Origin of the sequence: Streptosporangium sp. NPDC002721, assembly GCF_042888905.1 — a bacterium.
Lineage (GTDB): Bacteria > Actinomycetota > Actinomycetes > Streptosporangiales > Streptosporangiaceae > Streptosporangium.
The window spans coordinates 1-23846 of sequence record NZ_JBIAQI010000015.1 but is presented as its reverse complement, the minus strand read 5'-3'; the positions used below and the strand labels follow the sequence as shown (position 1 = coordinate 23846).

At 70.4% G+C, this 23846-nt stretch carries 22 protein-coding genes and 1 tRNA gene; 8 read left to right on the top strand and 15 right to left on the bottom strand.

Features of this window, described 5'->3' with window-relative positions:
* Positions 1-5 precede the first annotated feature (5 nt).
* Positions 6-1073: a S8 family serine peptidase gene (locus tag ACFYWM_RS22255; RefSeq protein ID WP_389917344.1), complete on the bottom strand. Its 1068-nt coding sequence runs from the start codon at positions 1071-1073 to the stop codon at positions 6-8.
* A 205-nt stretch (positions 1074-1278) separates the two neighbouring features.
* Here ACFYWM_RS22255 and ACFYWM_RS22250 point away from each other — a divergent pair, with 205 nt between their 5' ends.
* Positions 1279-1773 (top strand): DUF3145 domain-containing protein, encoded by a 495-nt coding sequence (locus ACFYWM_RS22250; protein ID WP_344747901.1) that lies wholly within the window; start codon positions 1279-1281, stop codon positions 1771-1773.
* A gap of 345 nt (positions 1774-2118) precedes the next feature.
* Here the strand turns inward: ACFYWM_RS22250 and ACFYWM_RS22245 are convergent, their stop codons facing one another.
* The 9 genes from ACFYWM_RS22245 to ACFYWM_RS22205 all read right to left on the bottom strand — a co-directional run bounded on the left by ACFYWM_RS22245 (position 2119) and on the right by ACFYWM_RS22205 (position 10923).
* Positions 2119-3540 carry an acyl-CoA carboxylase subunit beta gene (locus tag ACFYWM_RS22245; protein WP_389917343.1) on the bottom strand — a complete coding sequence of 474 codons (1422 nt, stop codon included), beginning with the start codon at positions 3538-3540 and terminating at the stop codon, positions 2119-2121.
* A gap of 303 nt (positions 3541-3843) precedes the next feature.
* Positions 3844-5076 (bottom strand): beta-ketoacyl-ACP synthase II, encoded by a 1233-nt coding sequence (gene fabF, locus ACFYWM_RS22240; protein ID WP_389917342.1) that lies wholly within the window; start codon positions 5074-5076, stop codon positions 3844-3846.
* Between the two features lie 57 nt (positions 5077-5133).
* Complete coding sequence (locus ACFYWM_RS22235; RefSeq protein WP_362516552.1) at positions 5134-5373, bottom strand: acyl carrier protein; 240 nt, start codon at positions 5371-5373, stop codon at positions 5134-5136.
* Positions 5374-5451: 78 nt separating this feature from the next.
* Entirely contained in the window at positions 5452-6408 is a 957-nt protein-coding gene (locus tag ACFYWM_RS22230; RefSeq protein WP_389917341.1) for a beta-ketoacyl-ACP synthase III, read from the bottom strand.
* 7 nt (positions 6409-6415) lie between these two features.
* On the bottom strand, positions 6416-7327 hold the full coding sequence (locus tag ACFYWM_RS22225; RefSeq protein WP_389917340.1) for an ACP S-malonyltransferase: 912 nt from the start codon (positions 7325-7327) through the stop codon (positions 6416-6418).
* Between the two features lie 117 nt (positions 7328-7444).
* Entirely contained in the window at positions 7445-8554 is a 1110-nt protein-coding gene (locus ACFYWM_RS22220; RefSeq protein ID WP_389917529.1) for a PucR family transcriptional regulator, read from the bottom strand.
* Between the two features lie 324 nt (positions 8555-8878).
* Positions 8879-9367: a DUF350 domain-containing protein gene (locus tag ACFYWM_RS22215; protein ID WP_389917339.1), complete on the bottom strand. Its 489-nt coding sequence runs from the start codon at positions 9365-9367 to the stop codon at positions 8879-8881.
* A gap of 22 nt (positions 9368-9389) precedes the next feature.
* Complete coding sequence (locus ACFYWM_RS22210; protein WP_389917338.1) at positions 9390-10550, bottom strand: glutathionylspermidine synthase family protein; 1161 nt, start codon at positions 10548-10550, stop codon at positions 9390-9392.
* A 31-nt stretch (positions 10551-10581) separates the two neighbouring features.
* Positions 10582-10923: a hypothetical protein gene (locus ACFYWM_RS22205; protein WP_389917337.1), complete on the bottom strand. Its 342-nt coding sequence runs from the start codon at positions 10921-10923 to the stop codon at positions 10582-10584.
* A 482-nt stretch (positions 10924-11405) separates the two neighbouring features.
* Between ACFYWM_RS22205 and ACFYWM_RS22200 the strand changes: the two genes are divergently transcribed.
* On the top strand, positions 11406-13250 hold the full coding sequence (locus ACFYWM_RS22200) for a serine/threonine-protein kinase (RefSeq protein ID WP_389917336.1): 1845 nt from the start codon (positions 11406-11408) through the stop codon (positions 13248-13250).
* 97 nt (positions 13251-13347) lie between these two features.
* Here ACFYWM_RS22200 and ACFYWM_RS22195 read toward each other — a convergent pair whose 3' ends face one another.
* A complete protein-coding gene (locus tag ACFYWM_RS22195; RefSeq protein WP_389917335.1) occupies positions 13348-14934 on the bottom strand; it encodes an alpha/beta hydrolase in 1587 nt (528 codons plus the stop codon).
* A gap of 95 nt (positions 14935-15029) precedes the next feature.
* Positions 15030-17777: a pyruvate dehydrogenase (acetyl-transferring), homodimeric type gene (gene aceE / locus ACFYWM_RS22190; protein WP_389917334.1), complete on the bottom strand. Its 2748-nt coding sequence runs from the start codon at positions 17775-17777 to the stop codon at positions 15030-15032.
* Positions 17778-18835: 1058 nt separating this feature from the next.
* On the opposite strand from aceE, the gene ACFYWM_RS22185 reads away from it, so the two are divergent.
* From ACFYWM_RS22185 to ACFYWM_RS22160, 6 genes are all read left to right on the top strand, one after another.
* Complete coding sequence (locus ACFYWM_RS22185) at positions 18836-19243, top strand: secondary thiamine-phosphate synthase enzyme YjbQ (protein ID WP_389917333.1); 408 nt, start codon at positions 18836-18838, stop codon at positions 19241-19243.
* 123 nt (positions 19244-19366) lie between these two features.
* Positions 19367-19795 (top strand): DUF3052 domain-containing protein, encoded by a 429-nt coding sequence (locus ACFYWM_RS22180; RefSeq protein WP_329084203.1) that lies wholly within the window; start codon positions 19367-19369, stop codon positions 19793-19795.
* 83 nt (positions 19796-19878) lie between these two features.
* Positions 19879-20337, top strand: coding sequence for a peroxiredoxin (locus tag ACFYWM_RS22175; RefSeq protein ID WP_389917332.1), 459 nt, complete (start codon positions 19879-19881; stop codon positions 20335-20337).
* A gap of 62 nt (positions 20338-20399) precedes the next feature.
* Positions 20400-20711 carry a hypothetical protein gene (locus tag ACFYWM_RS22170; RefSeq protein ID WP_389917331.1) on the top strand — a complete coding sequence of 104 codons (312 nt, stop codon included), beginning with the start codon at positions 20400-20402 and terminating at the stop codon, positions 20709-20711.
* 285 nt (positions 20712-20996) lie between these two features.
* Positions 20997-21980 (top strand): ROK family protein, encoded by a 984-nt coding sequence (locus ACFYWM_RS22165; RefSeq protein ID WP_389917330.1) that lies wholly within the window; start codon positions 20997-20999, stop codon positions 21978-21980.
* A gap of 33 nt (positions 21981-22013) precedes the next feature.
* Positions 22014-22088 (top strand) — tRNA-Val (locus ACFYWM_RS22160).
* Between the two features lie 56 nt (positions 22089-22144).
* Here ACFYWM_RS22160 and xerC read toward each other — a convergent pair.
* The 3 genes from xerC to ACFYWM_RS22145 all read right to left on the bottom strand — a co-directional run.
* Positions 22145-23308: a tyrosine recombinase XerC gene (xerC, locus tag ACFYWM_RS22155; protein WP_389917329.1), complete on the bottom strand. Its 1164-nt coding sequence runs from the start codon at positions 23306-23308 to the stop codon at positions 22145-22147.
* Positions 23305-23511 (bottom strand): helix-turn-helix domain-containing protein, encoded by a 207-nt coding sequence (locus ACFYWM_RS22150; protein WP_030926264.1) that lies wholly within the window; start codon positions 23509-23511, stop codon positions 23305-23307. Before ACFYWM_RS22150 ends, xerC begins: the two co-directional genes overlap by 4 nt.
* On the bottom strand, positions 23508-23846 hold a 339-nt coding region (locus tag ACFYWM_RS22145; RefSeq protein WP_389917328.1), incomplete at its 5' end, for a replication initiator. The genes ACFYWM_RS22150 and ACFYWM_RS22145, both read right to left, overlap by 4 nt.

Sequence of the window (23846 nt, the reverse complement as noted above, 5' to 3'; positions counted from 1 at the left end):
AGACTTTAGCCGGGCGTGGGCACGACGGCTCCCAAATCGGGGATCCGCCTGACCCCGGACGGGGCGAGGACGTGCTTCACGGCCTCGGGGGAGGGGCGGTCCGCGCACGCCGCGGCGATCGCCCCGCTCACCAGGGCGGTGGCGAAGGAGGTTCCGCTCCAGCGCGCGTACCCCTGGAACGCCCCGTGTTCGAGAAAGGTGCTGGACAGCCACTCGCCGCGGGCGCACGCGTCCACCCACGGGCCGTACGCCGAGAACGGGGCCCTCGCCTCCCCCGCGGCGTCCAGCGCTCCGACGGAGATCACCCGGGGCGACGCGGCGGGCCAGAAGGGGCGGTCGGAGGCTGTGTTGCCCGCGCAGGCCACGGTGACCGTACCGGCCAGCTCCTCCAGGGCGGCCTCCACGAGCGGGGAGGGCTGGTCGTCGAAGGTGTGCCCGCCGAAGGACAGGTTGAGCACCCGTGGCGGCGCGGCCCGCAGCCGCCCCAGGACGTGCAGCAGCCCGGCCTCGTCCCCGATCCCGTGGCCGTCCAGCACCCGCATCGGCCGCAGCCGTGCCAGGGGAGCCGATCGCAGGACCAGCCCCGCGACGAACGTGCCGTGCCCCGCCTGGAGGTCCATCTCTCCGTCGCCGTCGGAGTCGGGGACCTCGGCGGACTCCCGTCCCCGCTCCAGGAACCACGGGCTCTCCTGCCACCAGGGGTGCTCCGCCAGGCCGGTGTCGGCCAGGGCCACGGTCACGGCGCTCGCCGGGGGCCCGGCCGGGGCGGGCTCGGGCGCTGGGAGGGCGGCGCTGGGGAAGGGGCGTGAGGCCGGGCCGCCGAAATAGAGCGGCTGGCCCGTCAGGACGTGGTTGGGGGAGGCCCGGACGCCCCGTGCCCGCACCGACGCCACCAGGTCGCAGACGTCCACGCCCGGTGAGAGGCGCACCCGGTAGATTCCCCCGGTCTCGGTGACGGCGTCGGCCCAGCGGGCGGTGGCCGCGAGCCCCGAGGCGTCGGTGAGCAGCTGGCCCTTCCTGATCAGGGCGGGTGAATCGGGGATGGGTTCGACCCGTTCGATACCGGTATGCATCTGGTCCTCCGGGGGGCGATCACCAGTTGGTGGGTTTCCTTCATTCCCGAGGATGCCCCGGCCAAGTGCCGGCGCCGCAACATCTCGGTATGACCCCCCTCTGGTGCGGCGTCACAACCGACGGTAGTCTCTCCTTCAGTCACTTGTGATCATCCTGGTATGAGGCCGTTGGGGAAGGCGCACCTCGTACGAAACGGGAGGTCCGGTGTCTGCTCGTGGCGTGCTTTACGTCCACTCGGCTCAGCCTGCGCTGTGCCCTCATATTGAATGGGCGGTCGCAGGTGTCCTTGGCGTGCCCGTAGACCTGACCTGGACGCCACAGCCCGCCGCGCCCGGCCACGTGCGCGCGCAGGCCGAGTGGGAGGCCCGTGTCGGTACCGCGGCGGCCATCACCTCGTCGCTGATGGGCTGGCAGCGGATCCGATTCGAGATCACCGAGGACGCCTCGCCGGGTGCCGACGGGACCCGGCACGCCTACACCCCCTCCCTCGGCGCCTTCACGGCCGTGGTCGGGGCCACCGGCGACATCCTGATCCCGGAGGACCGGCTGCGCTCCGCCATGCTGATGGCCCGCCAGGGCCGCGTGGTGCTGGAGGAGGAGCTCGACCGCCTGCTGGGCAAGCAGTGGGACGCCGAGCTGGAGTCGTTCCGTTACGCGGGCGAGGGCGCTCCGGTCCGCTGGCTGCACGCCGCCGTCTGATCGGGCCTGTCCTGCCGGCGCCGTCCGCTCCCTCGCGGAGGACGGCCGCCCCGGACGGGGTTTTGGAACGTGCCCGGGAGCCGTCACGCCGACCCTCGGCGCGGCCCTCTGTGGCCTCTCGTGACCTTCCAGGCTCTTTTATGGCCTTTGTGACCTTTGTGGTCATCTACGGCCTTCGTGATCGCCTGTGGCCTCCTGGGCGGGCAGCTCCCGAAGGCTCCGGCCACGATCGTCCCGTTCCGGGAAGGGGGGCACCGCGCGCCGCCCTTTCCCGGCGCGGGGAAGGGCGGCGGGAAAACGGGCGAGCCCCCGCCGGGGGACCGGCGGGGGCTCGTCGAACGACCGTCAGAGGGGGATGTTGCCGTGGGCGCCCCTGGCGGGGGTCGCCTGGGCGAGGACCCTGGCGATGGCGCCCCGGGTCTCCTCGGGCTTGATGACCTCGTCGACCACGCCGAGTTCGATGGCCCGGTCGAGGCCGCCGGCGAGGATCTCGTGCTCCTCGGCGAGCCTGGCCTCCAGGGCGGCGCGATCCTCCTCCGGGACGGCGGCCAGCTCGCGGCGCTTGAGGACGCGCACCGCGGCGACCGCGCCCATGACCGCGATCTGGGTCGTCGGCCAGCCGAACACCCTGGTCGCGCCCAGCGAGCGGGAGTTCATCGCGATGTAGGCGCCGCCGTACGCCTTCCTGGTCACCAGGGTGACGCGCGGCACGGAGGCCTCGGCGAAGGCGTGCAGGAGCTTGGCGCCACGGCGGACCACGCCGTCGTGCTCCTGGCCGACTCCCGGCAGATAGCCGGGGACGTCCACCAGGACGACCAGCGGCACCCCGAAGGCATCGCACATCCGGACGAACCGTGCGGCCTTCTCCGCCGAGGCGGAGTCGAGGCAGCCGCCCCGGCGCAATGGGTTGTTGGCCACCACACCCACGGTCCGGCCCCCGAGGCGGCCCAGGGTGGTGACGACGTTGGGCGCCCACTTGGCGTGCAGCTCCACACCCGGCTCGTCCAGCAGTCCCGTGACGAGCGGCTTCACGTCGTAGGCGCGGCGCACGTTGTCGGGCAGCAGGCCGGAGAAGTCGACCTCCTCGACCTCGGCGCGCACCCGGCCCTGGTGGCCGAGGAGCACCGCCAGGCGGCGGGCCTGCACGTAGGCGTCGGTCTCGGTCTTGGTGACCACGTGGACGACGCCGCTGCGCCTGCTGTGCGGCTCGGGACCGCCCAGACCGGCCATGTCGATCTGCTCGCCGGTGACGCTGCGCACCACGTCGGGGCCGGTGACGAAGATGCGCCCCTCGTCGGCCAGGATCACGATGTCGGTCAGCGCCGGGCCGTACGCGGCACCGCCGGCCGCGGGGCCGACGACCACCGACAGCTGCGGGACCACGCCGGAGGCGCGGGTCATCGCGGCGAATACGCGGCCGACCGCGTGCAGCGACTCCACTCCCTCGGCGAGGCGGGCGCCCCCGGAGTGCCAGACGCCGATGACGGGAACCCGCTCGCGGACCGCGACGTCGTAGGCGTGCACGATGTGCTCGCACCCCTCGGAGCCCATCGCGCCGCCCTGGACGCGGGCGTCGCTGGCGAACGCGACGACCGGCACCCCCTCCACGCGGCCCGTCGCGGCGAGGACGCCGCTGCGGTCGGCCGGCGAGATCAGGCGCAGCGAGCCCTCGTCGAACAGGGCGGAGAGACGCGCCCGGGGGTCACGGGGATCGGGAGGATCCTGTTCGGACCCCTCGCTCACCGCCCTGTTGTCGAGCACGGTCATCGGCTACCTCCAGCGTGGGAGACCCTGGATCTCGGTCCTGGGCGGGAAACGCGGCGCTTCGCCGCGCGGTGTCGGCAGGGTCCGGCCGTCCGGCGGGGGAGAACCGGGCCGCCGGACCTGCCGCCCGAAGCCCGTGGAAGCCGGGTGGGATCCCGGTCCCGGCCCTCCGATCCGATCACCCGCGAAGCGGAGGAGGCCCGGCCGGTGAGACCGGAACTCCCCGGCGCGCGTCACGGAAGGGAGGCCGGCCCTCGTCGGGTCGGCCCCTGTCAGGCCGGCTCCCTGCCAGATCGTGGTGAACCGTCAGATGGTGGTGAAGGCCACGGCGACGTCGTGCCCGCCGAACCCGAAGGAGTTGTTGATCGCGGCGATCTGGCCGTCGGGCAGGGCGCGCGGCTCGTCGCGCACGATGTCGACCTCCACGCCGTCGTCGAGGTCGTCCACGTTGATCGTCGCGGGCGCGCGACGCTCGTGCAGCGCGAGGACGGTGAAGACGGACTCGATGCCGCCGGCGCCGCCGAGCAGGTGCCCGGTCATCGACTTGGTGCCGCTGACCAGGGGGTGGTCGCCGATGACCTCCTTGATGGCCATCGTCTCCACCACGTCGCCCGCGGGGGTGGAGGTGGCGTGCGCGTTCACGTGCTTGATGTCCTGGCCGGTGAGACCGGCGTTCTCCAGGACGCGGCGCATGGCCAGCATGACCCCGGCGCCGGTGGGCTCGGGCTGCGCGATGTGGTGGGCGTCGGCCGAGTAGCCGACACCGGCGGCCACGGCGTAGATCGTGGCGCCGCGCGCGAGGGCGTGCTCCTCCGACTCCAGCACCAGGATGCCCGCGCCCTCGCCGAGGACGAAGCCGTCGCGGCCCTTGTCCCACGGACGGGAGGCGCGCTGAGGCTCGTCGTTGCGGGTGGACATGGCGCGCATGGCGGCGAAGGACCCGATGTTCAGCGGGTGGATGGCCGCCTCGGTGCCTCCGGCCACGACCACGTCGGCCCGGCCGGAGCGGATCATCTCGATGGCGTACCCGATCGACTCGGCGCCGGTGGCGCAGGCGCTCACCGTGGCGTGGACGCCGGCGCGCGCGCCGACCTCGATGCCGATCCAGCCCGCCGAGCCGTTCGGCATCAGCATGGGAACGGTGAACGGCGAGAGCCGCTGCCAGCCCTTCTCCTTGAAGGTGTCGTAGGCGGCGAGGATCGTGGTGATGCCCCCGATGCCGCTGCCCACGACGACGCCGAGCCGCTCGGGGTCGACCTTGTCGATCGCGGCGTGCGCCCACGCCTCGCGGGCCGCGACCAGTGCGAACTGCTCGGCCCGGTCAAGTCGCCGCGACTCCGGCCGGGGCAGGACCTCGGTCGGGTCCACGGCGGCGAGACCGGCGAACTTCACCGGGACGGAGTCGACCCAGTCGGCGGTGACGGTGCTTACCCCCGACTGACCGGCGAGGAGCGCCGACCAGGTCGAGGCGACGTCCCCACCGAGGGGCGTGGTCGCGCCGAGCCCGGTAACGACGACACGTACCTGGTCTGTACTCACTGCTGCGCTCCTTGTGAATCGCTGGTCAAATCGGTCGGGGGAAAGAGCGGGGACGTCTCAGTTCTGGATGAAGTTGATGACGTCCTTGACGGTCTTGAGGTGCTTGAGCTGGTCGTCCGGGATCTCGACGCCGAACTCGTCCTGAGCGGCGACGGCGATCTCGACCATGGACAGCGAGTCGATGTCGAGGTCGTCGACGAAGCTCTTCTCCGGGGTGACCTCGGCGGCCGGGATCCCGGTGATCTCATTGATGATCTTGCCGATGCCGGCGAGGATCTCCTGCTCGGTGAGAGCCATGTCGCGTGTTCTCCTTGGAATGAGGTTTCTTCTTGTTTCCCGTGCGGCGGGGCCGCGCGGAAGTTCTGGGGGGATTCTTCAGGGGATCTCGATGACCTGGCCCGCGTAGGTCAGGCCCGCGCCGAAGCCCAGCAGCAGGGCGAGCCCGCCCGACCGCACCTCGCCACGCTCGATCATCCGGGACAGGGCGAGCGGGATCGAGGCGGCGGAGGTGTTGCCCGCCAGGACGATGTCCTTGGCGACGACGGCGTTGTCCGCGCCGAGCTTGCGGGCGATCGTCTCGATGATGCGCAGGTTGGCCTGGTGGGGTACGAAGGCGGCGAGGTCGGCCGGATCCACCCCGGCACGGTCGCAGATCTCCTTGGCGATGGGGTGAAGCGTGGTGGTCGCCCAGCGGAACACGGTCTGGCCCTCCTGGTGCAGGAAGGAGTCGCGGTCCTTGATGATGATCGCGTCGAACTTGTCCCCGGCGCTGCCCCACACCACGGGGCCGATGCCCGGGGTGTCGGAGGGGCCGACGACCGCGGCGCCCGCGCCGTCGGCGAAGATCACCGCGGTGGCCCGGTCGGTCCAGTCGATCCACTGGGAGAGCTTCTCGGTGCCGACGACGAGCACGTGGGTCGCCGAGCCCGCGCGGACCGCGTCGTTGGCGACCGCGAGCGCGTAGCAGAAGCCAGAGCAGGCGGTGTTGACGTCGAACGCGCCGGGGGCGTCGATGCCGAGCCGCGTGGCCACCCGGCCCGCGGCGTTGGGGATCTGCGTCTCCAGCGTGCAGGTGGCGACGATCACCAGGTCGATGTCGGAGGCCGACAGGCCGCTCGCGGCGAGGGCCTTGCCGCCCGCCTGCACGGCCAGGTCGATCTCGGACTCGCTGTCCGGGGCGATCCGGCGCTCCTTGATGCCGACGCGGCTCTGGATCCAGGCGTCATTGGTCTCCATGGTCGCCGACAGGTCGTCGTTGGTGACCACGTTGGAGGGCTGGTAGTGGCCGAAGGCCAGAACCCTCGCGCCCGGCGAGCCCTGTGAGATCCTCATTCGTCGATCACCGCTCCTCATTCGACTCAAGGGCGGCTCGCGCGGCCTCCAGGTCGTCGGGGGTCTTCAGGGCGACGGTCGTCACCCCGCGCAGAGCACGCTTGGCCAGGCCGGTGAGCGTGCCGCCGGGGACAAGTTCGATCATCGTGGTGACGCCGCGCTCGGCCATCGTGGCCATGCAGGCGTCCCAGCGCACCGGGTTGGCGACCTGGGTGACCAGGCGCTCCATGAACTCGGCGCCGCTGGTGACCACCGCGCCGTCGCTGTTGGACAGCAGCGTGACGGAGGGGTCGGCCGGGGTGATGCCCGCGGCGGCCTCGCGCAGGTGGCCGGCCGCGGAGGCCATGTGCTCGGTGTGGAACGCGCCGGCGACCGACAGTGCGATCACCCGGGCCCGCGCGGGCGGCTCGGCCTTGAAGGCGGCCAGCTGCTCCAGCGTGCCGCCGATCACGATCTGCCCGGCGCCGTTGATGTTGGCGGGGGTGAGGCCCTTGTCGGCGATGGCCGCCAGGACCTCCTCCTCGACGCCGCCGAGGACGGCGGACATGCCGGTCTCGGTGATCGTCGCGGCCTTGGCCATGGCCTGGCCGCGCTCGCGGACGAGGCCGACGGCCTGCTCGGGAGTGATCACTCCGGCCAGGGCGGCGACGGTGAACTCGCCCACGCTGTGCCCGGCGACGAGGTCGGGGGAGGCCCCGAGAACCTCGGCGACGGCCAGGCCGGCGGCCACGAGCAGTGGCTGCGCGATGGCGGTGTCACGGATCTCGTCCGCGTCGGCGGTGGTCCCGTAGGCGATCAGATCGAGGCCGGCCAGATCCGACCATGCGGTCAGCCGATCGGCCACGCCCGGTAGTTCGAGCCATGGGCTGAGAAAGCCTGGAGTCTGGGCACCCTGGCCCGGAGCGACGATGACGAGCACAAAATCCAGCCTGCCCTGTAGAGGTTCACTACATGGATGGAGATCCAGACGAAGTTTGTCCCTACTTCTTTGTAGGGAAGCTACAGCGGGAGTTTCGTCAAGGTTAAGTAAAGAGCTCTAGGTCGCCGGCGTTTCGGACAGACGTCCGAGAATCAGCCCCACCTGGAGGGTGAAGGCGGACCGTCCCTCGGTCGGCTGGTAGCCGGTCAGCTCCGTGATTTTACGAAGACGGTAGCGCACCGTGTTCGGATGGACGAACAGGAGCCGGGCCGTCGCCTCCAGGGAGGTGCCCTGCTCCAGGTAGGTCGCGAGGGTGTCGAGGAGCGGGGTGCCGATCAGCGGCAGGTAGACGTTCTCGACCAGCTGCGCCCTGGCGTCGGCGTCGCCGTCGATGGCCCGCTCGGCCAGCAGGTCCTCGGCGTGGACCGGCCTGGGCGCGTCCGGCCACCCCGCGGCGGCCCGCAGCCCGGCCATCGCCGCCCGTGCCGAGCTGGCGGCCGAGTGCAGGTCGGCGACCTCGGGCCCGATCACGATCGGGCCGGGGCCGAAGCGCGGCACCACGTGCCTGGCCGCCGCGGCGACGCTGTCCGCCCCGCCCACGATCACGATCAGCCGGTCCCCCTGCACCCCGGCCAGCATGTCCAGGCCCGACCTGCGGCCCCGGTCGCGCAGCGCGTCGATCACGGCCTGCGGGTCGTCGTCGGGGGTCTGCCCGGCCAGCACCACGACGGGCGCGGAGGTCCAGCCGAGCGCGGCGGCCCACGAGTGCAGGCCGTCGTCGACCTCACCCCGGACCAGGGCGTCCACGATGAGAGCCTCCAGCCGCGCGTCCCAGGCCCCACGCGCCTCGGCCTCCCGCGCGTACACCTGCGCGGCGGCGAACGCGACGTCGCGGGTGTAGCGGAGCATCGCCTGCTGGAGCTGGTCCTCCCCGCCCGGCGCGGCCAGCTCCCCGGTCTGCGCCTCGACCACCTCGACCACGACCCGCACGATGTCGACGGTCTGCTGCAGCGAGATGGACCGCTTCAGCTCCCTGGGAGCGGTGCCGAAGAACTCGATGCTGGGCGTCGGCCGGCCCTCGCCCGCGTGCTGGAACCACTCCACGAACGCGGCGATCCCGGCCTGGGCCACCAGCCCGACCCAGGATCTGTCCTCGGCCGACAGCGCGCGGAACCACATGAGCCGGTCGTCCATCCGGGACATGGCCGCCGTGCCCAGCGTGCCCATGGCCCGCTCCAACCGGCGCGTGGTGTCCTCCCGGACCCGGTCCGAGTCGAGATCACTCTCGTCCTCCCCGGTCACGACGCCGCCGTTCCTGAACCCTCGTGCGTTCCGCTCCCTCACGCCACTAAGAGTGCCAGGTCGCGCGAGATGCGCCAGCCGCGGTCGGGAACAGCGCGCGCACCCGGATCCTGTACGTCTCGCACGAACGGGCCCCGCACGTCTCGCGTGAACGGATCCCGTACCTCTCACGCGACCAGGTTCCGCACGTCTCGCGTGAACGGGTCCCGCGCGCCCGCCGGGGTGTGGACGTGCGGACGGTGCGGCGGCTCAGATGACCGCGACGGCGGTGATCAGGCCGATGGCCAGGTGGGTGACCGCCAGCAGCCGGGCGCCCGGCTGGAGCTCCGACTCCGTGACCAGCTCGCGCACCGAGATGCCCGCCACCTTGTCGAACGCGACCATCGCCACGGTCTGCACGGCGATGCCGACCAGGCCGAAGACGAACGTCGCGAGCAGGCCCTCGTGCAGGGCGCCGCCCGAGGACCAGATGGAGGCCGCCACGATCAGCCCGACGGCCGCCAGCCCCGAGCCGGTGAGCAGGGTCGCGTTGGGGTTGCGCTCCTCCTTGATGAGCCTGCTGAGCTTGCCGGGGATGACCAGGTCGATCACGTAGAAGCCGACGATCAGCAGGATCACGCCGAGGGCGGCGTACGAGGCGATCGCGAGCGCGCCGCGCCCGAGGGTCTCGGCGAGCGAGATCGTCACGTCGGGCACGGCGGGCACGGACGTCAGGGCCGGCGCGGGGGTGGGACTCATGTGTTGTTTCTCTTTCCGGGACTCAGAGTTCGATGCGGTGCGGGACGAATGACGACGTGTCGTCGGTGATGAACCCCGAGGTCTCGCGGATGCCGACACCCGCCGCCTCGTCGTGGACGACCCAGGCGCCGAGCACGGGGCGCCAGCCCTCGAAGACGGGCAGTGCCCGGAACTCCTGGTAGACGTATCCCTCGGCGCCGTAGCCGCCGGGGGTCTCGACGTGCTCGCCGGGGGTGACGATCCGCATGTTGGCGCCCTCGCGGCCGAGCAGCGGCTTGACGATGTACGAGGACATGTCGCGGGGACCGTCGAGATAGGCGGGCAGCAGGTTCGGGTGCTGCGGGTACAGCTCCCAGAGCACCGCGAGCAGCGCCTTGTTGGACAGCAGCATCTTCCACAGCGGCTCGATCCAGGTCGTCGAGACCTGCTGGCGCACCGCCCGCGTCCCGAACGGGTCGGCGACGGCCCACTCCCACGGGTACAGCTTGCAGAGCGAGCGGATCACCCTGCGCTCCATGTCGACGAAGCGGAGGTTGAGGTCGTCCCAGCCGATGTCCTCCATGGCCACCGCGACGGTCTTGAGCCCCGCCTGGTCGGCGGTCTCCTGCAGGTAGGCGAGGGTCATCACCTCCTCGCCCGACTCGTCCATGTTGGTCCAGGCGAAGTGGGTGGGCCCGGTGGGCAGGCCGGTCGAGATCTGCTGCCACCTGGCGATCAGCCGCTCGTGGATGGAGTTCCACTGGTCGTCGTCGGGATAGCGGTCGCGCAGCCAGAACCACTGCACCACCGAGCTCTCCAGGAGGCTGGTGGGAGTGTCGGCGTTGTACTCCAGCATCTTGGCGGGGCCGGTGCCGTCGTAGCGCAGGTCGAAACGGCCGAACAGGTGCGGGTCGTTCCGCTCCCAGGAGGCGGCGATCTCCGGGGCGAGCCACTCGGGGATCGCGAAGTCGGCGTAGCGGCCCTTGGCGACGACGTGCTCCACGGCGTGCAGGCACATCCGGTGCAGTTCCTCGACCTGGTTCTCCAGGTCGAGGACCTCGTCCATGGAGAAGACGTACTGGACGGCCTCGTCCCAGTACGGGCGGGTGAGGCCCTCGGGGTGGGCCGAGCGGTGGTAGGCCAGGCCGTGGCCCTCGATGACGCTCTCCCAGTCGTCGCGGGGGAGCGAGGTCTCGCGTCTCATCTCCTGCTCACCTGCTGCTCATCGGGGCGGATCAGCTCCCGCCACCCGATCCGCCGCGCCCGCCGAAGCCGCCCCGCTGGATCACCGTGCCCTTACGGCTGGTGATGTGGACGTCCGAGGGACGCACGGTGGTGCCCTGCCGGATGTGGGTGCCGGATCTGACGCCACCGTAGTACCAGCCGTAGGCGCCGCGTGACCCGTAGTAGTGGCGGTCGTCGTCGCAGTGGTCCTCGTCCACGACCGCGTAGGTGCCGTCCGGCTGGCGGCTGTTGAGGTCGACGCACTCGGCGCCCACCTCCTCGTAGTCCTCCTGCGCGGAGCAGTAACCGATCAGGAGCAGGGAGACGACACCGATCCCGGTGAGGGTGACCACTTTAGAGGCCTTGAAACCCGAGGACTTCTGGGGTGTTTTGCCCGAAGGACTCTGTGGTGAGGCCATTGGGTGTTTTGGTCGTGCGGCCATCGAGCTCCAATGAGATGCGTCGCCACAGGCTATCGAGGTGGTTTTGTCTGTTCAACCGTCATCCGAATCTTTCACGGGAATTCGTCCGCGTGGGAAACCACAGGTGCCCGCGCGGGGCGGCGCGTGAGCGCCGCACCTGCCCGGCGGCTCGCGGGCGCCCCGGGAGCGCTCAGGGAGTGCTTCGGAAGTGCTTCGGAAGTGCTTCGGGAGCGAGTGACGGCCGGCGCGGCGCTCATGCGCAGTTCCCTTCGGGGAGGGAACGGGCATGGCGAACACTCCTTGAGCGAATTCGCCTGGATCGTCCTCACGTCAGCCGTCCGGTGAAGGGGGGGCGATCACCGCCGTCCCGATGTGTAATGTGCTGGCAAAGCACAGGGAACGAGGGGTCCGCGGTGCCGGAGATCAGACCGTTGCGGCCGGGGGACCCGCCTCGGCTGGGGACGTACGCGCTCAAGGGCAGACTGGGGGAGGGCGGGCAGGGGGTCGTCTACCTCGGCGAGTCCGACGACGGCGAGCGCGCCGCCGTCAAGCTGCTGCACGTGCGCTTCACCGAGGAGACCCACGCGCGCTCCCGCTTCGCCCGCGAGCTGGCGGCGGCCCGCAGGGTGGCCGCCTTCTGCACCGCCAGGGTGCTCGACGCCGACCTCGACGGCGAGGCGCCCTACATCGCGAGCGAGCTGATCGAGGGCCCCTCGCTGCGCGAGATCGTCGAGCGCGACGGGCCGCTCGACGGGGAGTCGCTCGAACGCCTCGCCGTCGGCACCGCCACCGCCCTCACCGCCATCCACCACGCGGGCATCGCGCACCGCGACTTCAAACCCGACAACGTCATGCTCGCCGCCGACGGCCCCCGCGTCGTCGACTTCGGCATCGCGAAGATCATCGACGAGAGCGGTACGATCACCACCCGCGCGGTCGGCACCCCCGCCTACATGGCGCCCGAGCAGATCGCCGGAGAGCGGGTGGGTTTCCCCGCCGACGTGTTCGCCTGGGGCTCGACCATCGTCTTCACCGCCACCGGCAGGGCCCCCTTCGGCAGCGACACGATCGTGGCGACGCTCAACCGGGTCATCAACCACGAGGCCGACCTGAGCGGACTGCCCGACGGGCTGCGCGAGGTCGTCGCCGACTGCCTGAACAAGGACCAGACGCTCAGGCCCACCTCCGACACGCTGCTGAAGCGCCTGCTCGGCCACCCGGTGGACGGGGCGGAGACTCTCGAGGCCTCGCAGGAGGAACTGGCCGAGGGCGCGCGGGCCGCCACCGGGGACCTGACGCGGCCGAAGAAGCGGGTCCGGCCCGCGCGACGCCGGTCCGCGGTCGTCGCCGCGGTCGCCGGAGGGGTCGCGGTCCTCGGCGTGGCGGGCGCCGTGCTGCTCTCCCAGTTCGGCGTCGCGCGGGGCGGGCGGGCCGAGCCCACCCGCCCGCTCTCCCACCCGCCCACGCCCCTCTCCCCGTCCCCGTCCGCCTCGCCTCCGGAGGTCTCCACCGGCTCGCCCCTGCTCGACCGGGTCAGGGAGACCGGCAGGCTCCGCGTGGGGTTCAGGAAGGGCCTGCCGGGGGTCTCGCTGGGCGAGGACCCGCCCCGGGGGTTCGAGATCGACGTGGCCGCCCACCTCGCCACGGCCCTGGGGGTGCCCGGCGACGGGCTCAGGTTCGTGCCGGTGGGGCACACCGTCCGCGAGGAGGCGGTGGAGCGGGGCAAAGTCGACCTCGTGATCGCCAACTTCTCCATCGACGGCGCCGACCGCGACCGCGTCGCCTTCGCCGGGCCGTACTACATCGCCCACCGCGACGTGCTCGTCCGCGCCAGCGCGAAGATCGACACGTTGAAGGACCTGCGGGGCAGGAGGATCTGCCTGTCCCCGGGCCAGACCACGGGCACGCTGATCCGCGAGAAGGGCGTCGACTTCGTCACCGTGGAGGGGAAGGACCCCTCGCAGTGCGCGTCCCAGGTGGCCGACGGCCGCGCCGACGCCATGGCCGGGGACGACCTGCTGATCGCCGGCTTCGGCGCCCGCCTGCGCGATGTGAAGCTGGAGGTCGCCGGGCTCGGGCTCACCACCGAGAGGTACGGCGTGGCGCTCAGGTCCGGGGACCCCGTGGCCTGCCGGAGGATCAACGAAGTGATCACCTCGATGTACGCCGACGGGACCATGAAGGACCTGCTCGAGAAGCACCTCGGCAGGGTCGGCTTCCGCTTCGAGACCGACCTGCCCCGCCTGGAGACCTGCTGAGACCGGTCCGGGCCCGCTGGGATCCGCCCGTTCCAGGACCGGGCCGCCCCGCCCGGGGGCCTGCCGAGGTCCGCCGGGCGGTTCGGGGGAGGCCCGGTCACGAGCCGGTGCAGACGACCCCCCGCTCCGGGACCTTGCCGTCGATCAGGTAGGCGTCGATCACCTTCTTGATGCACGCGTTCCCCGACAGGTAGGCGCCGTGTCCCTCGCCCTTGTAGGTCGCCAGCACGCCCGTCCTGAGCTCGGCCGTCAGCTTCGGGGCCCACTCGTACGGTGTGGCGGGGTCGCCGGTGCCGCCGACCACCAGGATCGGCGCCGAGCCCGTGGCGTTGATCCGCCTGGCCGCGTCGTCGCCGGGGGTCGGCCACATCGAGCAGATCAGGCCCATCCCCGCGCCGCCGAACAGCGGGGAGACCTTCAGCGTCTCGTCCTCCAGCGCGTTCAGCTGCTCGGGGGTGGGCCGCTCCGTGGTGTCCGCGCAGCTGATCGCCGGGAAGCTGCTCATGAGCGTCGTGTAGCTCCCGTCGGGCTGGCGGCCGCTGTAGCTGTCGGCCAGCGCCAGCAGGATCCGCCCGTCGCCCTTCGACGCCTGGGCCAGCGCCTGGTCCAGCAGCGGCCAGGTCATCCGCGAGTACAGCGCGGCGGCGATGCCGGTGCCCGCCAGCCCCTGCGTCAGGAGGCGCTTGCCGACCTTGAGCGGCTTGTCGTTCAGGTCGTCCATGAGCTTGATGACGTTCTTGTTGGCGATGGTCGCGTCGCTGCCGATCTCGCACTCGCGGGGCTGCTTCGCGCAGTCCTTCAGGAAGGCGTCGTAGGCGTGCTGGAACCCCTTCGTCTGGACCATCGTGCGCGTCGCCAGGGTGACGCTCGGGTCCAGCGGGGCGTCCAGCACGAACCGGCCCACGTTCTTCGGGAACCTGGTCGCGTAGACCGCGCCGAGCTGTGTCCCGTACGAGATGCCGAAGTAGTCCAGCCGCTGCTCGCCCAGGGCCGCGCGCAGGCGGTCCATGTCCGCGGCGGCGTTCACGGTGCCGATGTAGGGCAGCAGCCTGCCGGAGGTCCGCTGGCAGGCCGTCACGAACTCCTTGGTGGTCTCCCGGCTCCTGGCGCGCTCGGCCTCGTTGGCGGGCAGGGTGTCCATCGCGGTGAACCGTTCGATCACCCCGCTGTCCCCGCACCGGACGCCGGAGCTGCGGCCGACCCCGCGCGGGTCGAAGCTGACCAGATCGTAGCGGCCGTTCAGGGTGGTGAAGGCCTTGGCGGCCTGGGCCAGGGTGTCGACGCCCGAGGCGCCGGGACCGCCGAAGTTGAAGACCAGCGAGCCGATCCGCCTGCCGGGGTCGGTGGCCCTGACGCGGATGACGGCGATCTCGATGGACTCGCCGTCCGGCCTGGCGTAGTCGAGCGGGACCTTGAGCCTCCCGCACTGCTGCGCGGGGTCCGGCTTCGCGGGGGTCTCGGCGCCGGGCCGCCTGATGTCGGTGCACGGGCCCCAGGCGATCGCCTCACCGGGGGTGGCCGTGGTCGTCGTCGGGGTGGCGACCGGTCCCGAGGTGCCCGAGACGGAACTGCCCTGGCCGGTACCGCCGCCACCGGCGTCGTCCTCGCCGGGACCGCCGCCGCAGGCGGAGAGCGCGATTGACAGGGCCGTGACCGTCGCGGCCGCCCTAAGGATTCTTGCCATGGAACAGCTCTCCCCTGGAATCGTTCGCCGGGGGAAGCGATTCAACACTAACCGGGCGGGCCCTCCATGGAAAAGGAGAACCCGCCCGGGGACGATCAAACTCCCATGGACTGGGTGTCGTTGCTCTCGGCGCCCGCGGCCTCGGTGACGCCGTTCTTCAGGTGGTACATGGAGATGGCGTCGCCCAGGACCTCCTGGTCGAGCTCGCCCCGGTTGACCAGCTGGGTGAGCACGGCCAGGGTGATCGAGGCCGCGTCCACGTGGAAGTGGCGGCGCAGCGCCGACCGGGTGTCCGACAGGCCGAAGCCGTCGGTGCCGAGCGAGGTCCAGTCACCGGGGACCCACTGGGCGATCTGGTCCTGGACCGCCCGCATGTAGTCGCTCACGCCCACGAACGGCCCCTGGGCCGCCGACAGCGCCTGCGTGACGTACGGCACGCGCTTCTCGGCCTCGGGGTTGAGCAGGTTGTGCTCCTCGGCGGCGAGCGCGTCGCGGCGCAGCTCCGCCCAGGAGGTGGCCGACCACACCTCGGCCGCCACGCCCCAGTCCTCGGCCAGCATCCGCTGGGCCTCCACCGCCCACGGCCCGGCCACGCCGGACGCGAGGATGTTGGCCTTCGGCCCGGAGACGGACGGAGCCGGGGCGAACCTGTACAGGCCCTTGAGCAGGCCCGCCACGTCCAGGTCCGAGGGCTCGGCGGGCTGGAGGTAGGGCTCGTTGTAGACGGTCAGGTAGTAGAAGACGTTCTCCTGCTCCTCGCCGTACATCCTCCGCAGGCCGTCCTTGACGATGTGGGCCACCTCGTACCCCCACGAGGGGTCGTACGAGATCGCGGCCGGGTTCGTCGAGGCGATCAGCGGGGTGTGGCCGTCCTCGTGCTGCAGGCCCTCGCCGTTCAGCGTGGTGCGGCCGGCGGTGGCGCCGAGCAGGAAGCCCCGGCCCATCTGGTCGGCGAGCTGCCACATCTGGTCGGCGGTGCGCTGCCAGCCGAACATCGAGTAGAAGATGTAGATCGGGATCATGTGCTCGCCGTGCGTGGCGTACGACGAGCCGACCGCGATCGTGGAGGCCATCGAGCCCGACTCGCTGATGCCCTCGTGCAGGATCTGACCCTCGGTCGACTCCTTGTACGACAGCAGCAGCTCGCGGTCGACCGCCTCGTACGTCTGGCCGTGCGGCGAGTAGATCTTCGCCGTCGGGAAGATCGCGTCGAGACCGAAGGTGCGCGCCTCGTCCGGGATGATCGGCACGAACCGGTGGCCGAGCTCCTTGTCGCGCATGAGGTCCTTGAGCAGGCGGACGAACGCCATCGTGGTGGCGACGTTCTGCTTGCCCGAGCCCTTCTTCAGCTGCGCGTAGGCGGCGTCGCCGGGAAGCTTGACCGGCTTGGCCCGCGTCACGCGCTTGGGCAGGAACCCGCCCAGGGCCGCGCGCCGCTCCTTCATGTACTGGATCTCGGGGTCGTTCTCGCCCGGGTGGAAGTACGGGGGGAGGTCGCCCTCGAGCGCGGAGTCGGGGATCGGCAGGTAGAGCCGGTCGCGGAACTCCTTCAGGTCGGCCTTCGACATCTTCTTCATCTGGTGCGTCGCGTTGCGCGCCTCGAAGTCCTTGCCGAGGGTCCAGCCCTTGATGGTCTGGGCGAGGATGACCGTCGGCTGGCCGACGTGCTCGCGGGCCGCCTTGTAGGCCGCGTACACCTTGCGGTAGTCGTGGCCGCCGCGCGACAGCTTGCGGATGTCCTCGTCCGACAGGTGCTCGACCATCTTGCGCAGGCGCGGGTCGTCACCGAAGAAGTTCTCGCGGATGTATCCGCCGGCCTCGACGGAGTAGGTCTGGAACTGGCCGTCGGGGACGGTGTTCATCTTGTTGACCAGCACGCCGTCGACGTCGGCCGCGAGCAGCGGGTCCCAGTCGCGGCCCCAGACGACCTTGATGACGTTCCAGCCGGCGCCCCTGAAGTAGGACTCCAGCTCCTGGATGATCTTGCCGTTGCCGCGTACCGGGCCGTCGAGACGCTGCAGGTTGCAGTTGATGACGAAGGTGAGGTTGTCGAGCTCCTCGCGGGCGGCCAGGCCGATCGCGCCGAGCGACTCGGGCTCGTCCATCTCGCCGTCGCCGAGGTAGCACCAGACGTGGCTGCGGCTGGTGTCCTTGATCTTCCGGTTCAGCAGGTAGCGGTTGAACCGGGCCTGGTAGATCGCCCCGATCGGGCCGAGACCCATGGAGACCGTGGGGAACTCCCAGAAGTCGGGCATCAGGCGCGGGTGGGGGTAGGAGGGCAGTCCCTTGAACCCGTGCGAGAGCTCCTGCCTGAAGGCGTCGAGCTGGCCCTCGTTGAGGCGGCCCTCCAGGAAGGCTCGGGCATAGATGCCCGGTGCGGCGTGGCCCTGGAAGAAGACCTGGTCGCCGGACTCGCCGTGGTCCTTGCCGCGGAAGAAGTGGTTGAAACCCACCTCGTAGAGCGAGGCGGCGGAGGCGTAGGTGGCAATGTGCCCACCGACGTTGGTGCGGGCGTTGGCCCGGGTCACCATCACGGCCGCGTTCCAGCGCGTGTAGGCGCGGATCCGGCGCTCGACGTACTCGTCGCCGGGGAACCAGGGCTCGCGCTCCGGCGGGATGGTGTTGATGTAGTCGGTGCTGCGCAGGCCGGGGACCCCGACCTGGTGTTCGCGGGCGCGCTCCAAGAGCCGGAGCATCAGATAACGGGCCCGAGTGCGACCTTCCGTCTTGATGACGTTGTCGAGCGACTCGAGCCACTCCTGGGTCTCGCTGGGGTCGACATCAGGAAGCTGGCTGGGTAGGCCGTCGCTGATGATCGAGAAACGCTGGCGTCCGGAAGCCACTGGGTCTCGCCTTCCGAGGATGGACTTTTGTCTGGTGTAGGTCGTCTTCCATCCTGGTCGCTTACCCCGGAAAGTGCATCTCTACTTACCGGTAACCAGGAGATCCCTGCTGGCAGTGATACGAAAGTGGCCTAGACCACCGATGGTAGGACGAATCGCCACCAAAGGTTACATCGAGGTTCCACCCTTTTTACAGGTTCCCCACCCCCTAGGAATCCGGGACCCGCGTCTCGCCTGTCCCGGCGCCCGTCCCGCGGGTCCTGGGGGCGACCCCTACGGGGTCCTCCCGGGATCGGGGAAGCACCTCTCGCCGTCGCGCGACGTGTCCGGACATCGTGGTCGAGACCCTTCCCACACGCAACGTACGACCCTCTCCCGAAGTGCCCACCGGGAGCCTTCCACACCGGCTTTCGCCCTGTTTCCCACTGTTTTCCCGGGGAGGGGGCATCGGCTTTCTCCGGGGCTTCTCACGGGGCTTCTCACAGGGCTTCTCACGGGGAGGAACGCGGCGGGAGGCGGGGAAGGTGCCCGGGGCCGTGGGGCTGCGTGCCGAAGTGGTAACGATTCGCCCCCCTGCCAGGAGGACGATCCCCGGCTCGTGCCGGGATCCCCGGCCCGCACCGGGATCTTCGGCCCGCACCGGGATCCCCCGCTCGCACCGGGATCCCCGGCCCGCACCGGGACGGGAAGGCCGCGAGGCGCTCCCCGGCCGCTCCCCGGCCGTTCCCCGGCCGCTTCCGGTCGCGGAGAGACCTCCGGTCCGGCGCGCCCGCACCGGCCGGGGACGGCGCCGCGTGACGCGAGATCGGGAACCGCGGGCACCGGCCCGTCCGCGAGGTCACCACCCGCCCTCGTGGCCAGGACATGTGGAATGTTCAGAAACCGTCCCCCTGCCCTCTCCCACCGGAGGAACGGTCCAGGCCGGGACATTCCGGGAGCCGGACACAGCGATCTTGTCTCCGTGCCGGCGGGAGATCGGGCGGCGGCGGAGGCGCCCGGCGTCCCCGGGACCGGGTGCGGCCGTCATCGCAGCTCACGATGGATCGTAGGATCGGTATGTGAGATCTCAGACGATCGAGGTGGTAACGGGTTCCCGGGAACGGGTGCACGACATCACCTCCGAGTGCGAGAGCTTCGTCCGGTCATGTGGGGGCGACGGCCTGTTGAACGTCTTCGTGCCCCACGCGACCGCGGGGGTCGCGCTGCTGGAGCTGGGCTCAGGCAGCGACGACGATCTGCTCGCGGCCCTGGAGGATCTGCTTCCGGCCGACGACAGATGGAGGCATGCGCACGGATCACGAGGGCATGGACGGTCGCATGTCATGCCCGCCCTCATTCCGCCGTACGCCACCGTCCCGGTTCTCGCCGGGCGGCTCGCGCTGGGAACCTGGCAGTCCATCGCCGTGGTGGATCTCAACGTCGACAATCGGGAACGCCAGGTCCGTTTGTCATTTTTGTCGGACTAATTCATACGTAGCCCAGTCGTTGCCGTGGCGACCGTTGACGACTGAGGGTCACAGCGTGTGGACTGTGCCGAAGCACTCTGAGCACCGTGTGATTGCGGGGCCATTCAAGCAGGAGGGACAAACGTGAGCGCGACCGCGGGTCAGGCGCAGGGCGAACGCGGCCTGGCCGAACGACTCGGCCTCAAGCCGGGTCAGGTGGTGCAGGAGGTCGGATGGGATGAGGACACCGACGACGATCTGCGCGACTCCATCGAGGAGTTGACCGGCAACGAGCTGGTCGATGAAGACTTCGAGGACGTCGTCGACGTCGTGCTGCTCTGGTGGCGTGACGGTGACGGCGATCTGTTCGACGCTCTGAGCAGCGTGGTGACCAACCTCACCGACGGCGGCCAGATCTGGCTGCTCACTCCCAAAGCCGGCCGGGACGGGCACGTGGAGCCGAGCGACATCGGGGAAGACGCGACCACTGCGGGTCTTTCGCAGACCAGCAGCATCAGTGCCGCTCCCGACTGGTCGGGGACGCGTCTGGCGACGCCCAAGGCGCGCCGCTAAGGGTCCGCCCTGCCGTACGGCTCGCGCGGGCCGTACGGCAGGATGATGACGCCTGCCGTCAGCCGACGAAAGGATCCCCGATCATGGCGATCGAGGTGGGTGGCCAGGCCCCCGACTTCGAGCTGAGGGATCAGCACGGCACCCCGGTCAAGCTTTCCGAGCATCGGGGCAAAAAGATCGTGCTGATTTTCTACCCTTTCGCCTTCAGCGGCGTCTGCGGCAGCGAGCTCGACGCCGTCCGCGACGAGTTCGTCGCCGACCTGCCCGAAGACGTTAAAGTTCTTACGATCTCGGTTGACTCGATCTTCGCTCACCGCGCGTGGGCGGACCAGAAGGGCTACACCTTCTCGCTGCTCTCCGACTTCTGGCCGCACGGACAGGTCGCGCGGGCATACGGTGTGTTCGATGACGAGAAGGGCTGCGCGGGACGCGGGACCTTCGTCATCGACGGCGAGGGCGTGGTCCGCTGGCGCGTCATGAACCCGATCTCGCGGGCCCGTGACGTCGCCGAGTACCACAAGGTGCTCGCCGAACTTCCCTAAGCGGTGATCCGGCGGACGCCCATTCGCGAGGTGCCTGCCGGTCCGACCTCTCGGAGGCGATCATGCCCTGCTTCTCCTGCGGGGCCAGGCAGACCGACCCGATCCGTGGCGCCAGCCCGTGGACGCGCGGGGTGCGCGACGAGACGCAGGTGCTGATCTGCCCGGACTGCCGGCGCACCCACGAAACCGACCTCGACAGGTGCTCCTCGTGCGGCTCCGTCGCGCTCATCTGCCGGCTGGGCGAGGTGGAGTGCCGCTCCTGCGGGTCGGTGCGGCTCGCGCGAGGCGACGGCAGGCTGGCCGCCTCCTGCGCGCCCGGCCTGGCCGACGAGGTGGAGGCCGCCCTGGCCAGGGTCCTGCGCCGGGTCCCCTGAAGGATCTTGTTCGTCCCGGCCGTTCTTCCTGGAGCCACCCGAGCCCTTTCCTGAGCTGTCGGCCGTTTCGAGGTCCCCTGGCCGCGCGCGTCGAACACGGGCGTGTCCCGGTCGGACGAGACAGGCCCCCGGTGCGATGCGCGACTCACCGCCGTCACTCACGTATCCGGCTCATCCGGCGTAACTCACGCATCCCTCACGCGAGGGGAGATCCCCTCATTCCGGCCTGCCAGGCGTGCGCTAGGGTCGGGCTCGGCCCGCCCCTTCGATCCGCTGGACAGGTGCATGAGCTCCTTCGTTGTGGCCCTTGACGTCGGTGGAACATCGATGAAGGGCGGCCTCGTCACCCGTTCCGGCGAGATCCTCCGCACCGACCGCCGCGCCACCCCGCGCGACAGGGGGCCGGCGGCCGTCATCGCGACGATCCGCTCCTTCATCGACGACCTCGCCGCCGCGGGGGGCGGCACGCCGGAGGGGGTCGGCCTCGCCGTACCCGGCCTGGTCACCGCCGAAGCGGCCCTCTACTCCGCCAACATCGGCTGGCGCGACGTCCCGGCGACGGATCTCGTCCCGCTGGACGTCCCCGTCATGCTCGGGCACGACGTCCGCACCGGCGGTCTCGCCGAGAGCGTCCTCGGCGCCGGCCGCGAGCTCTCCGACTTCCTGTTCCTGCCCATCGGCACCGGCATCGCGGGCGCCACGATCCTGCACGGCGAGCCGTACGGCGGGAGCGCCGGCTGGGGCGGCGAGATCGGCCACATCCCGGTCTTCCCGCAGGGCGAACCGTGCGCCTGCGGCCAGATCGGCTGCCTGGAGACCTACGCCTCCGCCTCCGCCGTGGCCCGCCGCTACTCCACCCGCGCCGCCGCCTCCTCTTCTCCCGCTGTCTCTTCTCCCGCCGCCGTCTTTGTCACCGCCGAGCGGGTCGCCGCCCTGACCGCCTCCGGTGACCCTCTCGCCATGGAGGTGTGGGGAGACGCGGTCGAGGCGCTCTCCCTCGCCCTGGCCACCTACACACTTCTCCTCGACCCCTCCGCCGTCGTCCTCGGCGGCGGCCTCGCCGAAGCAGGCCCCCTGCTCTCCGACCCCCTGGCCGAACGGCTCCAGGAACGCCTCACCTTCCGCCAGGCCCCACCCCTGCGCCAGGCCGCCCTCGGCATGTCAGCGGGCATGCTCGGCGCCGCCCTCCTCGGCTGGCGCGCCGCCGGCTTCACCGACGCGGGAACCACGTGGTCTCTCGATGTACTGAAGTCCCCCCGGGTGCCGTAAAGTGTTATCCCGTCTGTCCAACGGGATTTCCCCGGGCGCTTAGCTCAGCGGTAGAGCGCTCGCCTTACAAGCGAGATGTCACTGGTTCGAACCCAGTAGTGCCCACCAGCCAAAACGCCCCGTTCCTGATCTTCAGGACGGGGCGTGAGTGACTAACTGGGTGACTAACTCCCGAAGATGTCGTCCATGGCCTCCGCCCCCTGCATGAGCACCGGCCGGATCTGCTTCCGATAGACCGTCTCCGTGACCACCGTGTTGCGGTGCCCGACGAGCCGGGAGATGTCCTCGATCGGGACGCCGGAGTCCGACAGCAGCGAGACGAAGCTGTGCCGCATCTCGCGAGGGGTCCAGTCGGTGCCACGGAGTCCCGCCTTCTCAATGATCTTCCGCACGTCGCGGCGCACGTTGCCCGCGCTCATGGCGGTGCCCTTCGAGGTGGAGAAGACAAGATCCGCTTCCGTCCCAGCCTTCTCCTGCTCCTCCCGGAGAGTCCGCAGTGCGTCCACGCACCGCCGAGGGAGCTTGAGAGAACGACGCGACTTGACGGTCTTGGTGTCTCCCTTCTGCCGCACGGACCGCCACACGTAGATCGCAAACTGCTCGTTCTCCCAGCCCGTCTCGGTGACCGGCAACCACGCCTTGCGCTCTTCGTCGAACGCGACGACGTGAGACCAGAGAAGCGCGCGGAGTTCTTCCGTACGAGCACCGATCAGCAGCGACAGCACCACGTACGCCCGCATGCGCGGATTGGCTTGCTCCGCCAGGGCGATGATGGAGCCGGCCTGCGCGAGCGTGAGTGCCTTGGAGGTACGACCCTCGCGCCCCTCCGGGATCTCGCAGAGATCGACGACGTTCCGCTTCACCTTGTCGCGGCGCATGGCGCTCTTCACCGACCGGTTGAGGATGCCGTGAATCAGCTTGAGAGAACGGGTGCTCAGCTCACCCGTCTTGCTGGCCAGCCACCGGTCGACGTCCTCCACCGACAGGTCACGCAGCTTGCGCGCTCCCACCGCCGGGATCACGTGCTTGTCGGCGAACGTGGTGTACATCTTCACCGTGGTCGCCGAGCGTCCGGCCAGGCCATGTTGCAGCCAGTACTTCACGGCGTCGGTCACCGTGTAGTTCGCCGGTGCGATGGCCAGGCCGTCGTCGTAGTCGCGGATGATCTCTTTGAGCTTCTCCTTGGCCTCCGTCTTGCTCTTGCCGCTGGCCTTCTTGACGATGCGCTTCCCGGCGGGGGTGTAGCCGACCGTCACCGAGGCGATCCAGCGCTCTCGCTGTTCGTCCCAGTGCAGGCCGCCGTCTCCCCGGCTGCGTCGTGCGGTCATGATGCCCTCGCTTCCCGTTCGAGTAGAGCGATGTAGTCGGAGATGGCCGAGGCCGGGATGAGCCGGGTACGACCCTGGGTGACGGAGCGCAGACGGCCCGCCCTGATCTGCTCGTAGATCACGCTGCGACTCATGCTGAGCAGGTGCATGGCGTCGCATATGCGGTAGAGCCGCCGTTCGCCGGGCGGTCCGGGTGCTGTCACCCGTCCTCCCGCTCGGTGGCGATCTTCCGAGCGGTGGCGACCTTCTGGCGGATGTGCTCGGCCATGATCGCCTCACCGGGGGAGTAGCCCGATCCGGCGAACCGCCAGTGACCGAGTACGAGGGTCGTCTCGTCGCCGAGGGCCGCGAGTCCGTGCCGTTCGCGTGCTTCGGTGGCCCTGTGCGCGGTGCGTACCTGCCGGAGGTCGCCGAGGGTGGTGGAGTAGCGGCGCGACTTGGTGGAGAAGTGGGATCTGGCAAGATTTTCGTGATGGGATGACGGAACGTTATTGCGGTGGCATCGTGGCCATTGTGTGAAGACCTTCTGTATCTCTTG